Source organism: Laedolimicola intestinihominis, assembly GCF_040096155.1.
In the GTDB taxonomy this organism is placed as follows: domain Bacteria; phylum Bacillota; class Clostridia; order Lachnospirales; family Lachnospiraceae; genus Laedolimicola; species Laedolimicola intestinihominis.
The window spans coordinates 21,571-38,845 of record NZ_JBBMFE010000002.1 but is presented as its reverse complement, the minus strand read 5'-3'; the positions used below and the strand labels follow the sequence as shown (position 1 = coordinate 38,845).

Annotated in this window: 13 protein-coding genes; 12 read left to right on the top strand and 1 reads right to left on the bottom strand. The window is 51.0% G+C overall.

Annotated features, from left to right (window positions below; translation table 11 throughout):
• Positions 1 to 40: 40 nt before the first annotated feature.
• The gene (locus WMO29_RS02520; RefSeq protein ID WP_178039769.1) at positions 41 to 979 is read right to left on the bottom strand and encodes a DUF1177 domain-containing protein; all 939 of its coding nucleotides are present in this window, start codon (positions 977 to 979) and stop codon (positions 41 to 43) included.
• A gap of 248 nt (positions 980 to 1,227) precedes the next feature.
• Between WMO29_RS02520 and WMO29_RS02515 the strand changes: the two genes are divergently transcribed.
• From WMO29_RS02515 to WMO29_RS02460, 12 genes are all read left to right on the top strand, one after another.
• Positions 1,228 to 2,910 carry an OPT/YSL family transporter gene (locus tag WMO29_RS02515; RefSeq protein WP_349163618.1) on the top strand — a complete coding sequence of 561 codons (1,683 nt, stop codon included), beginning with the start codon at positions 1,228 to 1,230 and terminating at the stop codon, positions 2,908 to 2,910.
• A gap of 157 nt (positions 2,911 to 3,067) precedes the next feature.
• Entirely contained in the window at positions 3,068 to 4,018 is a 951-nt protein-coding gene (locus tag WMO29_RS02510) for an AEC family transporter (RefSeq protein WP_349163617.1), read from the top strand.
• A 90-nt stretch (positions 4,019 to 4,108) separates the two neighbouring features.
• Positions 4,109 to 5,020 (top strand): DUF6092 family protein, encoded by a 912-nt coding sequence (locus WMO29_RS02505; RefSeq protein ID WP_349163616.1) that lies wholly within the window; start codon positions 4,109 to 4,111, stop codon positions 5,018 to 5,020.
• Positions 5,021 to 5,166: 146 nt separating this feature from the next.
• Positions 5,167 to 6,252: an aspartate-semialdehyde dehydrogenase gene (gene asd, locus WMO29_RS02500; RefSeq protein WP_349163615.1), complete on the top strand. Its 1,086-nt coding sequence runs from the start codon at positions 5,167 to 5,169 to the stop codon at positions 6,250 to 6,252.
• Between the two features lie 11 nt (positions 6,253 to 6,263).
• Positions 6,264 to 7,085: a M15 family metallopeptidase gene (locus tag WMO29_RS02495; RefSeq protein ID WP_349163614.1), complete on the top strand. Its 822-nt coding sequence runs from the start codon at positions 6,264 to 6,266 to the stop codon at positions 7,083 to 7,085.
• A gap of 275 nt (positions 7,086 to 7,360) precedes the next feature.
• The gene (gene recA / locus WMO29_RS02490; protein ID WP_349163613.1) at positions 7,361 to 8,449 is read left to right on the top strand and encodes a recombinase RecA; all 1,089 of its coding nucleotides are present in this window, start codon (positions 7,361 to 7,363) and stop codon (positions 8,447 to 8,449) included.
• On the top strand, positions 8,424 to 8,963 hold the full coding sequence (locus tag WMO29_RS02485; RefSeq protein WP_178039763.1) for a RecX family transcriptional regulator: 540 nt from the start codon (positions 8,424 to 8,426) through the stop codon (positions 8,961 to 8,963). The genes recA and WMO29_RS02485 overlap by 26 nt, the downstream gene beginning before the upstream one ends.
• 187 nt (positions 8,964 to 9,150) lie before the next feature.
• Entirely contained in the window at positions 9,151 to 14,181 is a 5,031-nt protein-coding gene (locus tag WMO29_RS02480) for a SpaA isopeptide-forming pilin-related protein (RefSeq protein ID WP_349163612.1), read from the top strand.
• Positions 14,182 to 14,571, top strand: coding sequence for a S24/S26 family peptidase (locus WMO29_RS02475; protein WP_349163611.1), 390 nt, complete (start codon positions 14,182 to 14,184; stop codon positions 14,569 to 14,571).
• Between the two features lie 47 nt (positions 14,572 to 14,618).
• Positions 14,619 to 15,812 (top strand): DUF7601 domain-containing protein, encoded by a 1,194-nt coding sequence (locus WMO29_RS02470; protein ID WP_349163610.1) that lies wholly within the window; start codon positions 14,619 to 14,621, stop codon positions 15,810 to 15,812.
• Positions 15,796 to 16,563, top strand: a complete 768-nt coding sequence (gene srtB, locus WMO29_RS02465) for a class B sortase (protein ID WP_349163609.1) — start codon at positions 15,796 to 15,798, stop codon at positions 16,561 to 16,563. Before WMO29_RS02470 ends, srtB begins: the two co-directional genes overlap by 17 nt.
• Positions 16,560 to 17,240 carry a hypothetical protein gene (locus WMO29_RS02460; RefSeq protein ID WP_349163608.1) on the top strand — a complete coding sequence of 227 codons (681 nt, stop codon included), beginning with the start codon at positions 16,560 to 16,562 and terminating at the stop codon, positions 17,238 to 17,240. The genes srtB and WMO29_RS02460 overlap by 4 nt, the downstream gene beginning before the upstream one ends.
• The last annotated feature ends 35 nt before the right edge of the window (positions 17,241 to 17,275 follow it).

The window sequence follows — 17,275 nt, the reverse complement described above, 5'->3', positions numbered from 1 at the left end:
GCCGCAAAGTATGCGGCCGCCTCCTTGCGTGCAAAATAATTTATTCGTTTCCGAGAGTCTGAAGCTGATCCATTCTGCCGTACAGCTTCACCAGACGCTCATACTCCTTCTCGTCATAGAAGCTTGCCTCGCCGCGGCCGAAGGATTTGGCAACCTCCATCATGTAGCGTGCTGCCTCTTCCACGTCTGCGAAGTGGCTGGAGCCTGTAGCACAGCCCGGAACCATGGTCTCGGTGGTGATAGCCACGCCTACGACCGGCGCCTTGGTAGCGGTGCAGGGCTGCAGGATGCTGTTCAGGTGATATACGTCATTGCCGTAAGGTGTGATATCCTGCATGCTCAGCGGGAATACATAGGGCAGCTGACCGGTAGTACGCTGCATGATCTCCAGCAGATCCTCGGATACGCGAAGGATCCAGCCCTCTTTTACGGTGTTGGAGATGGCGAAGCCTCTGGTATTGATGACACGGTTGCCCTTGGTGGTGTCTACGGTCAGGATAGCGTCCAGCTCGGGGCTGACCTCTTCCTTATTGACCTGGGACATCTCCACCGGGGAGCCCATGAAGGGAACCGGCTTGTGGGGAGCAGTCGGAGCGTGGGGGCAGATCTGTGTGGAGACAAATACGTCGCCTTCCAGGTAATCGCCCTTGGTCTGCATATCCAGAAGCTTGGCTGCTACAGCCAGAGCGCAGAGCGCGCCGTCGCCATCGGATACGAAGCCGATCATCTCCGGACGCGCGCCGATGCCACCCAGACGTCCCAGAAGACCGATGGTGGGAGCGGAGCCACCCTTGGACTTACCGTTGGTACCCGGGATGCGGACCTTTACCATATCAGTGCTGCCCTTAGGTCCTTCCAGCGGATAGACTTCCACGTTGGCCTCAGGATTTACGGACTGCAGATATTTTTTAACAGCCGCGCCGTCTACCGTACTGCTGTCAAGTACGTCAAATACTTCCATAACCTGTTTAATAAGCATGGTGTTTCCTCCTAAAGTGATTTATATTCAGATAGATCATACCTCATTTTCTATGGAAAAGCAACTGATTTGGAAAGAAAGATAAGTTTCCTGAAAATTTATGAAAAATTAAGAAAGTTTAAGAAACATTAATACTTTAGCTTGACACAGCTAGAAAGTGAGAGTATGATTATAAATATCACGAGCTATGAACGGGCATAGGAACGGGATGCCTGCGTCATAGCTTTTTTAGAAAGGAAGCTGATAATATGACAAATGAAAATCCTGAACTGAAAAAACAGCAGTCAATTTCAGCAGCCGAGCATCCGAAGGCGTGGGATCCCCAGGTAATGATTCTGGGACTTCCGCTGGCAGTCGTAGGATGTATCATCGGCCTGGAGCTGATTGTCCGTACAGGAGTAACCCCGAACACCTCCATCATCGGAGCACTGTTTGCCATTCTTCTTTCCAGAATTCCGGTGGCTTTCTTAAGAAAGTACCGCAGCATTCACAGACAGAATCTTTTACAGACATCCATTTCCGCAGCTACATTCTCCGCTGCGAACTGCATGATCCTTCCCATCGGTATTCCGGTTATCATGGGATATCCGGAGCTGATGTTCCCCATGCTGATCGGCGTGATGCTGGCTACCTGCGTAGACGCGACCATCCTTTACAACTGCTTCGGATCTGAGATGTTCCCGGCAGAGGGTGCATGGCCGCCCGGAGTCGCTGCCGCAGATTCCATCCTGGCAGTTATCGAGAAAGGTAAGAAGGCAGTCCTTCTTCTGGTTGGTATCGGCCTTGGCTGGGTAGGTAAGATCGCAGGCCTTCCCATGGACCTTCTGGGAGTATCCTGGTTTGGTGATTTCGGAGCCATGGCCGCTCTGGCAGCAGGTTCCCTGGTGATCGGCGTCCTGAAGGTAAACGGCTTCTCCTTCTCTATCTTCGGACACGCGTTTAATTTCGTAACCAATGCATTTGGCGAGGGCTTTGTATATACAGATCACCTTTCGCTGCAGTATATGGCGCACGGCGTTATGATCGGCGCCGGTATCATTTCCCTGGTACAGTGCGGGATCGCCCTGTTCAAGAAGAGCAAGGGTACCAAGGCAGTGGATACCACCAATGTGGTAAGCAACGAGCACATGAAGAAGACCCTGGGCGTGGGCTTCGGCGCATACCTGGTCATCGCTCTGTTCCTGGCAGTCGTGGGCGGCATCATCACCAAGATGAGCGTACCGCAGTTCATCCTCTGGCTGATCTTCGCGGCATTCGCTGCTGAGGCATCCGAGCTGATCGTAGGTATTTCCGCCATGTATTCCGGATGGTTCCCGGGCTTCGCTACTGCCCTGATTTTCCTGATAGTCGGCATGCTTCTTGGCTTCCCGAAGCTGGCGCTTGGCCTGCTGGTAGGCTTTACCGCAGCCACCGGCCCCTGCTTCTCTGATATGGCGTACGACTTAAAGTGCGGCTACATTTTAAGAGGAAGCGGAGCAAATCCGGAGCTGGAGAAAGAGGGACGTAAGCAGCAGTTCCTTGCAGAGCTCATGGGCTTTGCCGTAGCGTTTGTAATGGTTGCCTTCTTTGCAAACAAGTACTTCGGACAGGGACTGTTCGTAGCAGTATCCAATACCTTCGTAGCTACCATTGACGCGGGAGCAAGCGGAGAAATCGCGAAATGGCTTCTTATCTGGGCTATCCCGGGCGCTATCATCCAGCTCCTTGGCGGAAAGCGGCAGCTGGGTATCCTGTTCGCTACCGGACTTCTGGTAGGTAATATCATCAACGGCCTGACCATCGCAGCTGGTCTGATTATCCGTCTGATTGCTGTCCGTGCCAACAAAGAGAACGAGCAGACCCTCAACATCCTGGGTGCAGGCGCACTGGCAGGAGCTGCTATCTACAGCTTCTTCACCGCTACTCTGGGACTGGTAGGAAAGAAAGACTGATAGGCGTTACATAAGGAAAAAGCCTGAGTTATAGAAAATGGGGAATCCAGTCCGCAGGTCGGATGGGATTCCCTTTTCTGTTACGAAGTATCCGTAAGGAGCTGCCGGTGGCAGGTCCTGTAGGTAAATGGAGGGTTATTTGCGAGGAATTTAAAATATGGATTACTTTATTATCATAGCGCCTAAGCTTGTCAGCTTTTTTCTGCTGATCGCTTTAGGCTTCACTATTTCAAAATTGGGAATTTTCCCCAAAAGCTGTTTGCCGTCTCTGTCGGCATTCCTGATTAAAGTGGTGCTGCCCTGTCTGACCGTATCGCTTCTCTGTCAGAGAGGAACCACCTGGGGCGATCTGGCAGGCTTCCATGGTATTGTGCTCTGCCAGATGGCCGGATATGCGCTGCTGGCCGCTGTGGGACTTCTGTGCGTAAGACTGGCCGGAATACGCCCCACCACTTCAAATGTGCATGTGGGCTGTATGATCGGCGGCAATTACGGCTTCGTGGTCATCCCGATTCTAATGGCCCTGTACACGCCGGAAAACGGACAGCAATATATCCCTATCTGTTCCGCCATTGACACCATGATGGTCTGGACCCTGGGGTTATACTTTTTCACAAGAGGGATCGAAAAGGACAGGGAACCATGGTATCAGATTTTGGTAAAAAGGCTGTTTAACCCGATTTTGGTGTCCATCGTGCTGATTCTGACCCTGAATTCCCTGTCGGTGACCCTGCCCGGCCCGGTACTGGAGGTCTGCACGAACGTGGGCAATATCAGCTACAGCCTGGGACTTATCTATGTGGGCTGTACCATCTGCTTCCTGAAAAAAGGAAGCCTGCACTGCCTGAAAACCCTGTGGATGCTGGTGTTGACCAAGCTTTTCGCAGTGCCGCTTCTGATTTACATTCTGACCGGGCCGATTCTGCCCGAGACCGAGCGGGTGGTGCTGATGCTGATTGCGGGAGCGCCGTCCATGACCACCAGCTGTATGATAGCGGGTCAGTATGGGCTGGATGAGGACTATGCTTCCACGGCGGTCTTTGTGACGACGATTTGCTGTATGGTGACGATTCCGCTGCTGTTTCTGACCTCAGCGTTGTTTCGGTAAAAGCATACGCACATACTCATAGGAAGAAAGCGCCTTATCCGGGTAGCGCATGCGAAGACGGAAGCGCTTATATATAGGGAGGAAAATCATATGGAACTGACAGAAGTAATCGAAAAACGAAGAAGTATCCGGAAATTCTCGGACAAACCGGTTTCCAGGGGAATACTGACAGAGCTTATAAGAGAGGCCGCTCTGGCCCCCACAGCCAGCAATCTGCAGGCCTGGCGCTTCTTTGTGGCAGATGATCCGGAGCTGGTGCGGGACATCGACTCCTTCAGTCCCGGACTTTCCGGAAAGCCGCCGGTCATTATCGCCATCGCAAGCGATCTGGCGGAAGCGGAGCGCCGGGGAAGCAAGAACAGTCTTGTCTACGGCCTGATGATGGACGCGGCCATGGCGGCGGAGAATCTGATGCTGAAGGCCACGGAGCTGGGGCTGGGCACCTGCGCCATCAAAAGCTATAATGATAAGGCGGTGCATAAGCTTCTGAAGCTGCCGGATACGATGCGATTGGAAATCCTGATTTCCGTAGGCTGGCCGGCGGCAGAACCACGGGAGCCGAAGCGAAAGGCCATGGAAGACGTATTGTTCTGGAATACATGGGAAGAGCCGGAGGCTTCAGAAGAGGCAGCAGAGAAGCCGGAGGCCGGGAAAGAAGCAGTTCGGACGGACAACGGAAAATCAGCTGCAAGGGCAGCGGCGGCTTTTGCTTCGGAGAATACCCAGGCACAGCAGTTTAATAAGAAAGAACTGCAGGACCTGCTGATCTATATGATTACCAGCGCGGCAGGCCTGCCCGGCGAACCTCATATGTACGGCCCCTTACGTTTGATTGAATCCTCGAGAAGACTGGCAGGAATGCTGGGGGACGCCTATGGCGGAGCAGTCTTTGAGGAACTGACGGCGCTGATTGACGCGGGCAAGGGTAAGAATATGACGGATCCGGAAGGCTTTTGCGAGATGCTTCAGGACGCAGCGGCGAAGGCTACGGAGCTTCTTTGAATGGAACGTGAAAAAGTGCTTGCAATTTTTAAAAATTTGAGGTAGTATTTTGAAAGACACACAAATGTCCGCAGAATAAAGACAGTAACTGTTCGGGTATTGAATAGCTACAAAAAAGACATTTAAAACAGAGGAGAGTATGAAAAATGAGTGAGAAGCTTAAAGTCGGTATCCTTGGCGGTACCGGAATGGTAGGACAGAGATTTATTTCCCTGCTGGAAAATCATCCCTGGTTTGAGGTTGTAACCATTGCAGCCAGCCCGCGAAGCGCAGGCAAGAGATACGAGGACGCGGTGGGAGATCGCTGGAAAATGGATACGCCGATGCCGGAGGCAGTGAAGGACATCGTTGTTATGAATGTCAACGAGGTCGAGAAGGTAGCTGCCGGCGTAGATTTCGTATTCAGCGCCGTAGATATGACCAAGGACGAGATTCGTGCCATCGAGGAAGCTTACGCAAAGACCGAGACCCCGGTTGTCTCCAACAACAGCGCGCACCGCTGGACGCCGGACGTTCCGATGATTATCCCGGAGATCAACTCCGATCACACGCAGATTATCGAGAAGCAGAAGGAGCGTCTCGGTACCAAGAGAGGCTTTATCGCTGTAAAGCCGAACTGCTCCATTCAGTCCTATACCCCGGCTCTGAAGGCATGGGAAGAGTTTGAGCCCTATGAGGTAGTCGCTACCACATACCAGGCGATTTCCGGCGCGGGCAAGACCTTTAAGGACTGGCCGGAGATGGTAGGCAATATCATTCCCTACATCGGCGGCGAAGAGGAGAAGAGTGAGAAGGAGCCCCTTCGTGTGCTTGGCACCTGCGAGGATGGCGAGATTAAGCTGGCGAAGGAGCCGGTGATCACCTGCCAGTGCATCCGTGTTCCGGTTTTGAACGGCCATACCGCAGCAGTATTTGTGAAGTTCCGCAAGAAGCCGACGAAGGAGCAGCTTATCGAGAAGCTGGAGAGCTTCCGGGGCGCACCGCAGGATCTTGAGCTTCCCAGCGCGCCGAAGCAGTTTATCCGGTATATGACAGAGGATAACCGTCCCCAGGTTACTTTGGATGTGGATTATGAGAGAGGCATGGGCGTATCCATCGGAAGACTCCGCGAGGATACCGTATACGACTGGAAGTTTGTAGGCCTGTCCCATAACACTGTCCGCGGCGCGGCAGGCGGAGCCGTACTCTGCGCAGAGCTTCTGAAGGCAAAGGGCTTTATCGCAGCAAAATAAGTAGTGTGAAAATGAATAAAAAAGGTGTAAAAATGGTCATTTCTGCCGCAGGAATGGCCATTTGCCTGTTATGCGGCGGATGTGCGGGGCAGGACACGCCCGATACAGAGCAGAATATAGGAAATGTGATCACTTCGGAGCAGGAAGGCATGGATGATGAGAGCGCTGCAGCGGATAGCGATAGTCCTACGGTGGATTACGGTATCTGCCCGTCGGGCACGATTGTAGATAAGACGCTGACTGAGGCGGATATGGACGGACTGTTCACAGCCGAGGCTGTCCCCGACGAGATTTTTGACCGTATCAACGGCGTTTCCTATGTAGAAAATGAGAATATCGGTCGTGATGACCTGCGCTATCTGCGGCTCTTATACTGCGGCTTTGACGGCGAAACCCATGTGGGGGAAATGATCACAAACGCGGCGATAGCGGATGAGGTGCTGGAAATTTTCCGGGAGCTCTACGAAAATGATTACCCCATTGAAAAAATGCTGCTTATTGACGAGTATGGCGGCGACGATGATCTGGCTGTGGCCGACAACAATACATCCTGCTTTAACTACCGGGTGGTGGCAGGCAGCACGAAGCTGTCCCGGCATGCCCTCGGCCTGGCCATTGATATCAACCCTTTCTATAATCCTTATGTGACTTATCCGGACGGTGTAAAACACAGTTCTCCGCCCGGAAGTGAGCCTTATGCGGATCGAAGCGTGGATTTTCCCTATAAGATAGGCGGAAAGGATGACCTGTGCCTGCAGCTTTTTGACGCCCACGGCTATACCTGGGGAGGGCGCTGGAAGAGTGTGCAGGACTATCAGCATTTTCAGAAATAAGAGCTTCTCAGGCTTATCCGAAGTCGGACCCAAACAACGGAAAACCATTGACGGGAGGATGAAAATTGTGCTATGCTTCGAATAGCGGATATCCGCTATTCCGGAACAGCTCTTTCCGATTTCCCCTGTTTACAGATGATAACATACGAATGAGAACTTTTCTACTTGACAGAAGACAAAAAATATAATAAGATAGTACCTGAAAAACGAACAAATATTCGAAAACAAATGTTTGGAATATCGAAATAAAACAGGTACGGAATAAAGGAGAAGCTATGGTAAAGGAAGAAAAGCAGAAGGCATTGGACGCGGCGCTTGCGCAGATTGAGAAGCAGTTTGGTAAAGGATCTGTCATGAAGCTGGGAGACAAGGGAGCGAACATGCAGATTGAGACGATCCCCACAGGATGCTTAAGTCTCGACCTGGCGCTGGGACTGGGCGGTATCCCGAAGGGACGTATCATCGAGGTCTATGGCCCTGAGTCCAGTGGTAAGACCACGGTGGCCCTGCACATGGTGGCAGAGGTACAGAAGCGCGGCGGTATCGCTGGCTTCATCGACGCGGAGCATGCCCTTGACCCGGTATATGCGAAGAATATCGGCGTAGACATTGACAATCTTTACATTTCCCAGCCGGATAACGGCGAGCAGGCTCTGGAGATCGCGGAGACCATGGTTCGTTCCGGCGCGGTGGATATCATCATCGTGGACTCCGTAGCAGCCCTGGTTCCGAAGGCCGAGATTGAAGGCGACATGGGCGATTCCCATGTGGGTCTGCAGGCACGGCTGATGTCCCAGGCTTTAAGAAAGCTGACCGCTGTGATCAGCAAGTCCAACTGTACGGTGATCTTTATCAATCAGCTGCGTGAGAAGGTGGGCGTCATGTTCGGTAATCCGGAAGTGACCACCGGTGGCCGTGCGTTGAAGTTCTATTCTTCCATCCGTCTGGATGTGCGCCGTATTGAGACCCTGAAGCAGGGTGGCGAGATGGTGGGTAACCGTACCCGTATCCGTGTGGTGAAGAATAAGATTGCTCCGCCTTTCAAGGAGGCAGAGTTTGATATCATGTTTGGCGAGGGAATCTCCCGTGAGGGCGACATTCTGGATCTGGCGGCCAACACCGGCGTGGTGAATAAAAGCGGCGCATGGTACGCGTATGAAGGCGATAAGATTGGCCAGGGCCGTGAGAATGCCAAGCAGTTTCTGAAGCAGAACCCGGAGATCTGCCATGAGATAGAGGAGAGAGTCCGGGAGGGCTTCGGCCTGGACAGCACCGGGATCGATGAGGAGAAGGCAGAAAAGGCACAGAAGGAAAAGACAGAGGCGGCAGGAAAGAAGAATGCGGCAGAGACAGCAGAGAAATAATTACAGAAATTACACAGAAGAGAACCCCGAGGAAGAGTATGAAAAAAAGCCGGAGAAGTCCGGCGATCTGAACCGGGCCAAACGCAGAGCGCTCCATATCCTGGAGCGCTCTGATCGTACCGAGCAGGAATTACGTGATAAGCTTTTGAAGAATTATCTGCCCGAGGTAGTGGATGCGGCAGTGGAGTATGTAAAAAGCTATCACTATATCGACGATCATCGATATGCGGTCAACTATCTGAACAGCAGAGGAAAAGTAAAGAGCAGCCGTCAGGTGGAGCAGGAGCTGCTATATAAAAAAGGAATCTCCAAGTCCGTGCTGGAAGGGGCGCTGGAAGAGGCAGAGCCTCAGGACGAGCGTGCCCAGATCCGCCGCTGGATGGAAAAGAAGCATATGGATCCGGCTGTGGCGGATCAAAATGAAAAACGGCGTTTTTATCAGTTCCTTTTGCGTCGGGGATTCCGAAGCTCAGATATATTGGCGGAGCTTCGGCAGGCTGAAGACGATACCTGACAGGTGATTCACCAAAATTCACCAAAATTCACCAAAATTCATCCAAATCTTTCACCCAAATATTGTCTTGAATAGTTGAAATATGTACAGGGATGCGATATAATGTTGAATCATAATGGATGATCGACCAAACACGCACAAATCAACACAATCCAACTAAGAATATTGTTGAAAAACGGTGAAAAAGATGAGATTTATACGGAAGAGGAAAAACTGGCTTCTTCTTGCGCTTGCTGTATTTCTGGTCATAAAGCTGCCTCAGCCATATTTGAAGATTCTGGCTGAAAATGAAGGAATCAGTCAGGAAGAAGAAACCAGTCAGAGCGAAGAGAACAGGCAGAATGAGGATGGCGATCCGATCGGCGGAGAAGGAACAGAGGATGGAGAGACGCCGGATTCGGATGCGGCTGTCCCGGGCGGGGATAAGTCCGGTGAGAATGCCTCAGATGCGACTGCATCGGATAAAGCGGAAGCAGATGCAACGGCTGGTGACGCGACAGCTACAGAGAAGGAAAATTCCGATGTGGCTGAGCTGGCAGGGGATAGTTCCGGGGAACAAAATGAAATTGCCGTCGTATCACAGGCGGAAGAGACGACTGCAGAACCATTGGATGTGACGCCCTATATTACGAATGTGCAGGCCTGGTACCGAACGGAAAAATCAGACGATAACTGGGTGAAAGTAGGCGCTGATACGACAGGTATCCCTGCGGACGCTGAATTAAAATTCACCATTTCTTATAAAAATGCGAACGCAGGAGATGTGGAGGCTCACAGCAGGACACTGCAGTACAGGCTGCCGGATTTGCTCATTGAGCCACATGTGGAATTAAGCGTTATACAGGACGCGAATGGAAAAGAAATCGGAACGATTACGGCTGATACCTCAGCTAAGACGATTCAGATGAGCTTTACGGATGAATTCCTGAAGCGGGAGGAAGCAGAAGTCAAGACGATTGACGGTTCTTTCTCATTTTATGCAGGAGCTGACCGGGATAAGGTGAGAGAGAATCCGAATCAGAATCTGCTCATAGGAAACATGAACATAAGTCTCCCATTTGAAACAGAAAGCGACGCAAGACTGGGTACTCTGAATCTGATGAAAACCGCAGGTCAGTTTATAACGGACGAAGCCGGTGTATCTTATCTGGAATATACGCTTACCGTGTCTACGGGAGACACGGCCATGCCGGAGATAAAGGTTACGGATCACTTTACGGCAAATGCGGAATATATAGAGAAGTATGTAGGTGTGACCGGTACAGAGAGCGGGGCGGGTACGAACCAGGATTCTTCTGTGGCGCCTTACGAGGTCGGAAGTCAGGCTGGAAAGGGCAAGCTATATCTGGGGAACACCATCACAGAAGCGGCCCCGATTCCGAAACAGGCCGGAGCTTCGGTTACGTCTCCGGGCGTTCTGGTGTGGAATGTGGGAAACATGAATGCACAGGAAAGCCGCAGTCTTGTTTACCGCGTACAATTAAAGCCGGAATATACAGGAGCCCAGAGCAGGGGCGCCATCACGAATGCGGCAGCCTCTTTTGCAAGGAGCTATCCGCATCAGACGGTATCGACAAACTTTGAACCGCACACCTATGTGGGAATTCAGAAGACCGGCGGCAAATATACGCCGAATGAGTCCGGAGGCGGAACTATTACTTACCAGGTGACAGTCAGTGCCGACAAGACCAATACCTATCCGTTAAAGAATGTAAAAATCAATGACGCCTTAAAGGATATTACAGATATCAGATACCTGCCATATCTGCATTATGCAGTTGGAAGCTTTCAGCTGTATCAGGGAAGTCAGGCGGATGAATCCGAAAGGCAGAATATCGGACAGAATCCACATAAGGATCAGAGCAATCCGATCATCTATGACAGCGATACGGAAAAAAGGTTTGACTTCTATATCGATACCCTGAATCCGGGAGAGACCATGACTCTGACTTATCAGGTAGAGGTGAGTGGGGATATCTTTGCTTTGGGGAACGAAACAATTCGCATTAAAAACAGGGCGGCAGCCTATTCTGATGATACTGTAACGGGCGGAAATCAATCCTTTTCTTTCGCAAACGTGGAAAAGACGCTGGATAAAAAGGTTTGGGACAGAAAGCTCCAGAGTGAGAAGACAGCAGAAGATAAAAATGTGCCGCTCTCTGAAGGGGCTGCAGTTTACCGTTATCAGAACGCATCCGGTTCATGGGTAGAAGCGACAGACGCGGCTGCTTCCTTTACAGTACCGGCGGGAAGCTTTCCCTATCAGGTAGTGGTCAATGAAGCGGCAGACTGGGATGTGGCTTCTGCGGTTCTCACAGACACCCTGAAAAATGAGTATCTGGCTTATACGGGATATCTGCGGGTGGACTATTACGAAAGTGGCTTGCGTGAACAGCCGGCAAACGACACGCAGGCGGTGGAGCTTCTGAAGAAAACGACGGTGACGAAGACGGTATGGGCGGATATTGACAAGATGTCTACCTTCAGTTTTAGTCCGAAGGAACTGGGCATGGCAGATGGAGACGTATGTAAGGGCGCTTTCCTCTTAACTTATTACGCGAAACCGAACCAGGTATCGAACGTCAGTCAGGTGACAACCGGTAATGCCTTTACGGTAAAAGGCAATGTGGTGGGACCTGGCGGAATTTCGGTGACTCTGGCCGGTGTGCAGGTAAGCACATCCACTGTGATACAGGGAGAGAAAAACCTGAATCTCGTAAAGTCGGGCTGGTATTTCGACCATAACAAAGAAAGCAGCGGCGACTGGGATCAAGGGCGCTTATATTGGGTGATTGACGTTACCGGAACGGAGATTAGCGCAGGGACACAGATAAAGGACGTGCCTTCCACCAGTGTCGGCTCCCTGCATCAGGTGCGTGGTACATCCATGGTAGGTCTGTATATCGGAACAATTCCGGATGGAAAAAGTTTTACGGATTACTATGGTTCGGTCAGAGAGCTGGAAGCAGATAAGAAAATGAAGAAGCTTTCGGGAAATGATAAAAATGGCGAAATCCTTCCGGCGGATGCGGACTATGCATGGAGCGCGCCTGCAGATGGAACATCAGCCACCATAGAAATAAAGAAAACATTGACATTACAAGAGGGTGAGCATCTCTACATGGTTCTGCAGACCAGACCGACTTATAATCTGAACGGGACAAGAGCCTGGAGAAATTATTATAATGAGCTGTGGTTCCGGGAGAGCAGCACTTCGGAATTTATGAAAGTAAATGAAACAGTACTGCGTGGAGCTTCAGCCGGAACCAATTTTAAAGAAATGGCCGGCGTCTATGAATACAGCGGTGGATCAGACTGGAAGGTCATTTCAAATGAAAAAGGAAATATCAGCCAGCTGCTTCAAGATGAAATTACAGAGCCGGGCACCTATGTGGAGTGGCGAATCAAGATCAACTACGCCGGGGATCTGGAAGGTGCTGTGCATGTGGAGGATCAGATTCCGGAGGGACTGACACCGGTATACGCCAGATATTTCTGGATTGCGAAAGAACTCTTTGATAATCCGCCTGTGGTTCCGGAAATCGGCGAATATAAGGATGAACAGAACTGGGAAAAACTGGAAACAACCGCGCTGATAGATGGCAATGACAGAGGAAATGTAAAGAGGACCTGTATTTCCTACTTTAACAGTGAGACAGGACAGCTTCAGTTCCGGGTGGAAAACCTTCAGAAGGGCGGCGAATCGGCGGATCAACGTTCTCTGGAAATCCAGGTGCTTACAAGGGTCAGCGATCCGGAGATACTGCTGAATGGAAAAGAAAAGGAGTTTGTCAACGCAATTACAGTAAAGAATGATTCGGATAAGGTGATCAGTAATTCTTCCGCCACGGTAACAGTTACGAAAAAGACCATCAGTAAAAAAATGGGAAGCGTGAATAACAGCAAGCTGCCCTTTACATTGCAGGTAAACAGTCTGGGAGAGGATCTGGTAAAAGGAGAAGATACCCTGACCCTGGTGGACGAAATGAAGGATCCGCTGCAGTTCGATACGGAATCGCTGAAGGTAACGGATAAGGACGGAAACCAGATATCCAATATTTTATCGCGCATTGAAGATACAGAGGACGGACAAAAGCTGATACTGACCATACCCGACGGACAGGCGCTTACCATTACCTATGACGCGATCCTGAACAGCCCGCCGGATCAGGATATTTCCGTAAACAATGCGGTGTACTGGTGGGGGCAGAGCAGCGATATTGCGCAAATCAAAGATGCCACAGTAAGGTACACGGTGAGCTCAACGGCGGAAACCACTACCTGTCCGGTGCTTCAGGTGAAAAAAGTAGATAAGGACAATACAGCTGCCGCACTGAATGGAGCAAAATTCCGGCTGGAGCAGGTGGCCTGGAATACAGAGGAAAAGTGCTGGAAAAAGGTGGAAAATGGAACGGACATAGTAGGAACCACCGGCAGCACAGGCAATCCGGCTGGAATATTCTCTTTTGGAAACACAGACGGAACAAGGTTACAGTATAATACCGTATATCGCCTGACGGAAGAAGAAGCACCGGAAGGGTATGTGCTGGATAAAACACCGCAGTACTATGTGGTTGCCAAAAAAGTGGATGACAATTATCCGCCGGAGCTGGAAAAGTGGCGGGAATGGGGAGCGAAGCTCTCCTATTCCGGAACCACATACTACGTGACAGCCTACAATAAAAAAGGCAGACTGGGACTGGAAAAAACCTTTCAGAATGTGAATGGGGAAACGGTCACCGGTTCCGGGCTGCCGGATGGCAGTTACCGGTTCGGACTGTATCCCTATCAGGAATCGGGAAGCTATGACAGTACAGCAGCTTTGCAGCTTCTGGAGGTTATCTGTCAGAATGGAAATGTGACCTATAAGCTGAATGGCAGCTCCACAGAAAAGCCGGAGTTTACGCAGGTGCCGGTGGGAGCGCGGTACCGTGTGCTGGAGCTGGACAGCAATGGCGAGCCCATAACCTCCACGGGAACCGTGGTCACAATGACCAATGGGCTGAAATACCGGGTGGAATATAAGAGCGGAGCCGATGCCGTCACCATTTCGGAGGATGGAACCGCACAGCCGGTGAAGATTACGAACCGGCAGTACGCTGACATGGAGCCCGGAACGGGAATCTTCACGGAATCCAATCTGATTTACGGAAGCCTTCTGGGCGGAATCGTGATAGTTGGAATCCTGTTTTGGATAAGCAGACGGAGACGCAGATAGATGAAGCAGGGACTTGGAAAAGGATATCTGAGATTATTTGTGCGGGCAGCGGTATTTCTTCTGGTTTTATATCTGGTATTTACCAGAGTCCTTTTTCTGGGGCGGGTGACCGGAATGGAGATGTACCCATCCCTGAAGGACGGGGATCTGGCCCTGGGCTATCGATTGGAGCGGGAATACCGGACAGGCGACGTCATAGTCTATGAGGCCGGCGGGGCGCTACATTTCGGAAGAGTAGCGGTAAAAGAGGAAGAAAATACAGACGAGGAGACGCTGTCTGTACAGCAGGATTACCAGACAGACCCGGAAGACAGCACGGATGGCGACGAAGTGTCCCGAAAACAGGTAAGGGGAAGGATTATAACGATTCTCAGAAGAAGAGGCCTGTGAGAGAAAAAAGCAGCAAATAGAAACCAGTCAATAGGAATGAAAAACTTATGAAAAAGAAAGCATGGAAAACAGTATATGGCGTGGCGCTGGCAGCAGTGCTGGTGCTGGGAAATGCAAAGACAGCAAGAGCGGAAGACGGCGGAGCAATCACGGGCTATTCGTTCAATAAGGTATATCAATTGGATGGAGACAGCGCGGAGGGCGCCAAAAGCCCGGCAGAGACATTTGTGTTTGAAAGTGCGGATACAACGCCCCGGGAGAATCAGGCGACGCTGTATGCAGTGTCCTGTACAAAATATAATAGCGCCGCCAATCTGGATCAGATCACAAAGCTGGGAGAGCTTCCGGCGGGACAGGCTGACAGCATTCCGGATGCTGCAAAAGCGATAACCATTGGTTCTGCCGCATATGCGGAAGGGAATCTGGCAAAGACAGCGGATACGGTGTCAGCACCCGTTACGCAGCTGGTGGCAGTCGCGGTCACGGCGGACAGCTATCAGAGCGTGGGCTACTATTACTATGAGTTCCGGGAGAAAGCGGGAAATACAGCCGGCGTAACCTATGCCGCAGATACCTGTGCGGTCCGCGTGGCAGTGGTCAATGACGACGCGTCAGCTGGAGCCCTGAAAATCGACAACGTAAAGCTGTACAGGGTCAATGCGGATGGTTCTCTGGGACAAAAAGCAGAGAACGTAACCAATGTGTACGCCGCAGGCAGCTTGAGCGTCACAAAGACAGTTACCGGTAATATGGGAGACAGAAACAGAGAGTTTGATGTAACGGTTACCTTTACCGCGCCTGCCGGAACAGAAATCCACGCGCCGATCGCCATCAGCACCAGCGCCGGTATAACAGGCAATCCGACAGAAGCTGTTATCAATGCTGCAAAAACCGGCGCAACCGCTTCCGTTAAGGTGAAAGACGGAACAACGGTAGTATTTTCCAATATTCCGAAGGGCGTCACCTACCAGGTAACGGAGACGCAGGCAGACGGCTATCACACACCGAAATACAATGGTACAGAGTCTGCCGGCGGCAAAAGCGGAACCATAACGGATATGGCAGCCGGAGCCGGCACAGTGGGAATGACGCAGTCTGTGGAGATTGAAAACAAAAGAGAGACAACCATCGACACCGGCATCTTCCTTTCCGATCTGCCCTACGTCCTTGTACTTGCGGGCATAGCGGCTGCAGCTCTTTTGTTCTTTGCAGGTAAGAAACGCCGTGACAGAGAAAAATAAGCAGAGTATGGGAAGCATTCTGCTGAAGCTGCTCAACAGACTGCTGGATGGGGCTGTTTTGCTGACGCTGCTTGTAACAGCGCTTTACTGCGTCTACTGCATCTGGGATAATAACACCATCTATGACGCGCCGCTTAAGCTTCAGCAGGAGCTGAGAAAACAGAGGCCAAAGGAAGAAAGCCCATCCTTTGAAGAGCTTCAGAGACTCAATCCGGATGTGGCGGCCTGGCTGACCCTGGAGGGTACCGGAATCGATGACCCAATTGTGCAGGGCGAGGATAACCTGGAATATCTGAACAAAAATGTGTACGGGGAATATGCCCTGGCAGGAAGCATTTTTCTGGATTCCAGGTGCGACAGGACATTTCAGGGCGCATACCAGCTGGTGTATGGACATCATATGGAAAAGCACAGAATGTTTGGGGATCTGGACCGGTATCTGGAAGAGGACTTTGTGGAAGAGCATACCACGGGAACACTGATGGTTCCGGGAAAAATATATCCGCTTACGTTTCTGGCGGCTATGAAGGTGGATGCAGCGGACTCCTGTATTTTTGAACCGCAGGATTGCGGACCGGATTCGGATGTGTTTCAGCAGACAGTTTTAACGAAGGGGCAGTATGTCAGAAAGGAGCTTTTGGAGAAGCTTTCGGAAGAACCGGATAGCTGGGCTGTCCTGGCTCTCAGCACCTGTTCGTCGGAAAAGGAAGAAGAACGTATTGTTGTATTGATGGTATATGAGCGCAAATGAGAAGAATATTTTACAGAGTAAGAAGAGTAAAAAGATATAGTTTATTGATAGCCTTGGGGCTGTTTCTGATGCTGGCTTTTCCGGTGTACGCGTCAGGCGGCAGCCGGTTTACCCTGCCGGTAACAATTACCTGGGGACAGGGCGGTCTGAATGAGGACAAAACATATCAGTTGGCCCTGAAGGGACTGGATGAAGGGTGTCTCATGCCGGACGGAAGTCAGGAGGAATATTGTGTAACACTGACCAGGGACAAGACCATCACGCAGCTGCCGGAAATCCGGTTTGAAAAGCCGGGAGACTATCATTATGTACTGACAATGACCCGGGAGGATCAGAAGCAGATCGCTGTGTATTATCTGCATGTCATGGCTGTCAACGGGGAAAATGGAGAATTGACAGTTACATCGACTCTGCGGGAAAAGGATCCGCAGGGAACTAAGACTGACGAGCTTCGGTTCGCGGACGACGAGGGAAAGAAGCCGGAAAAGGAACCGGAGAAAAAAACGGAAGATAAAGCAGGGCAGAAATCCAGCCGGCAGAAGCCTTCTGAAACAGGTACCAGGGTACAGACAGGCGATGAAAATGAGGCGGTATTCTGGATCATTTTGCTTCTTGCGGGTATTACCGGACTGGGAGCTGCTGTTACCCAACTATTACTTGACAGAAAGGTAAAATAAGTATAGAATTTAATAGTTGTATGTTATTCCTAATC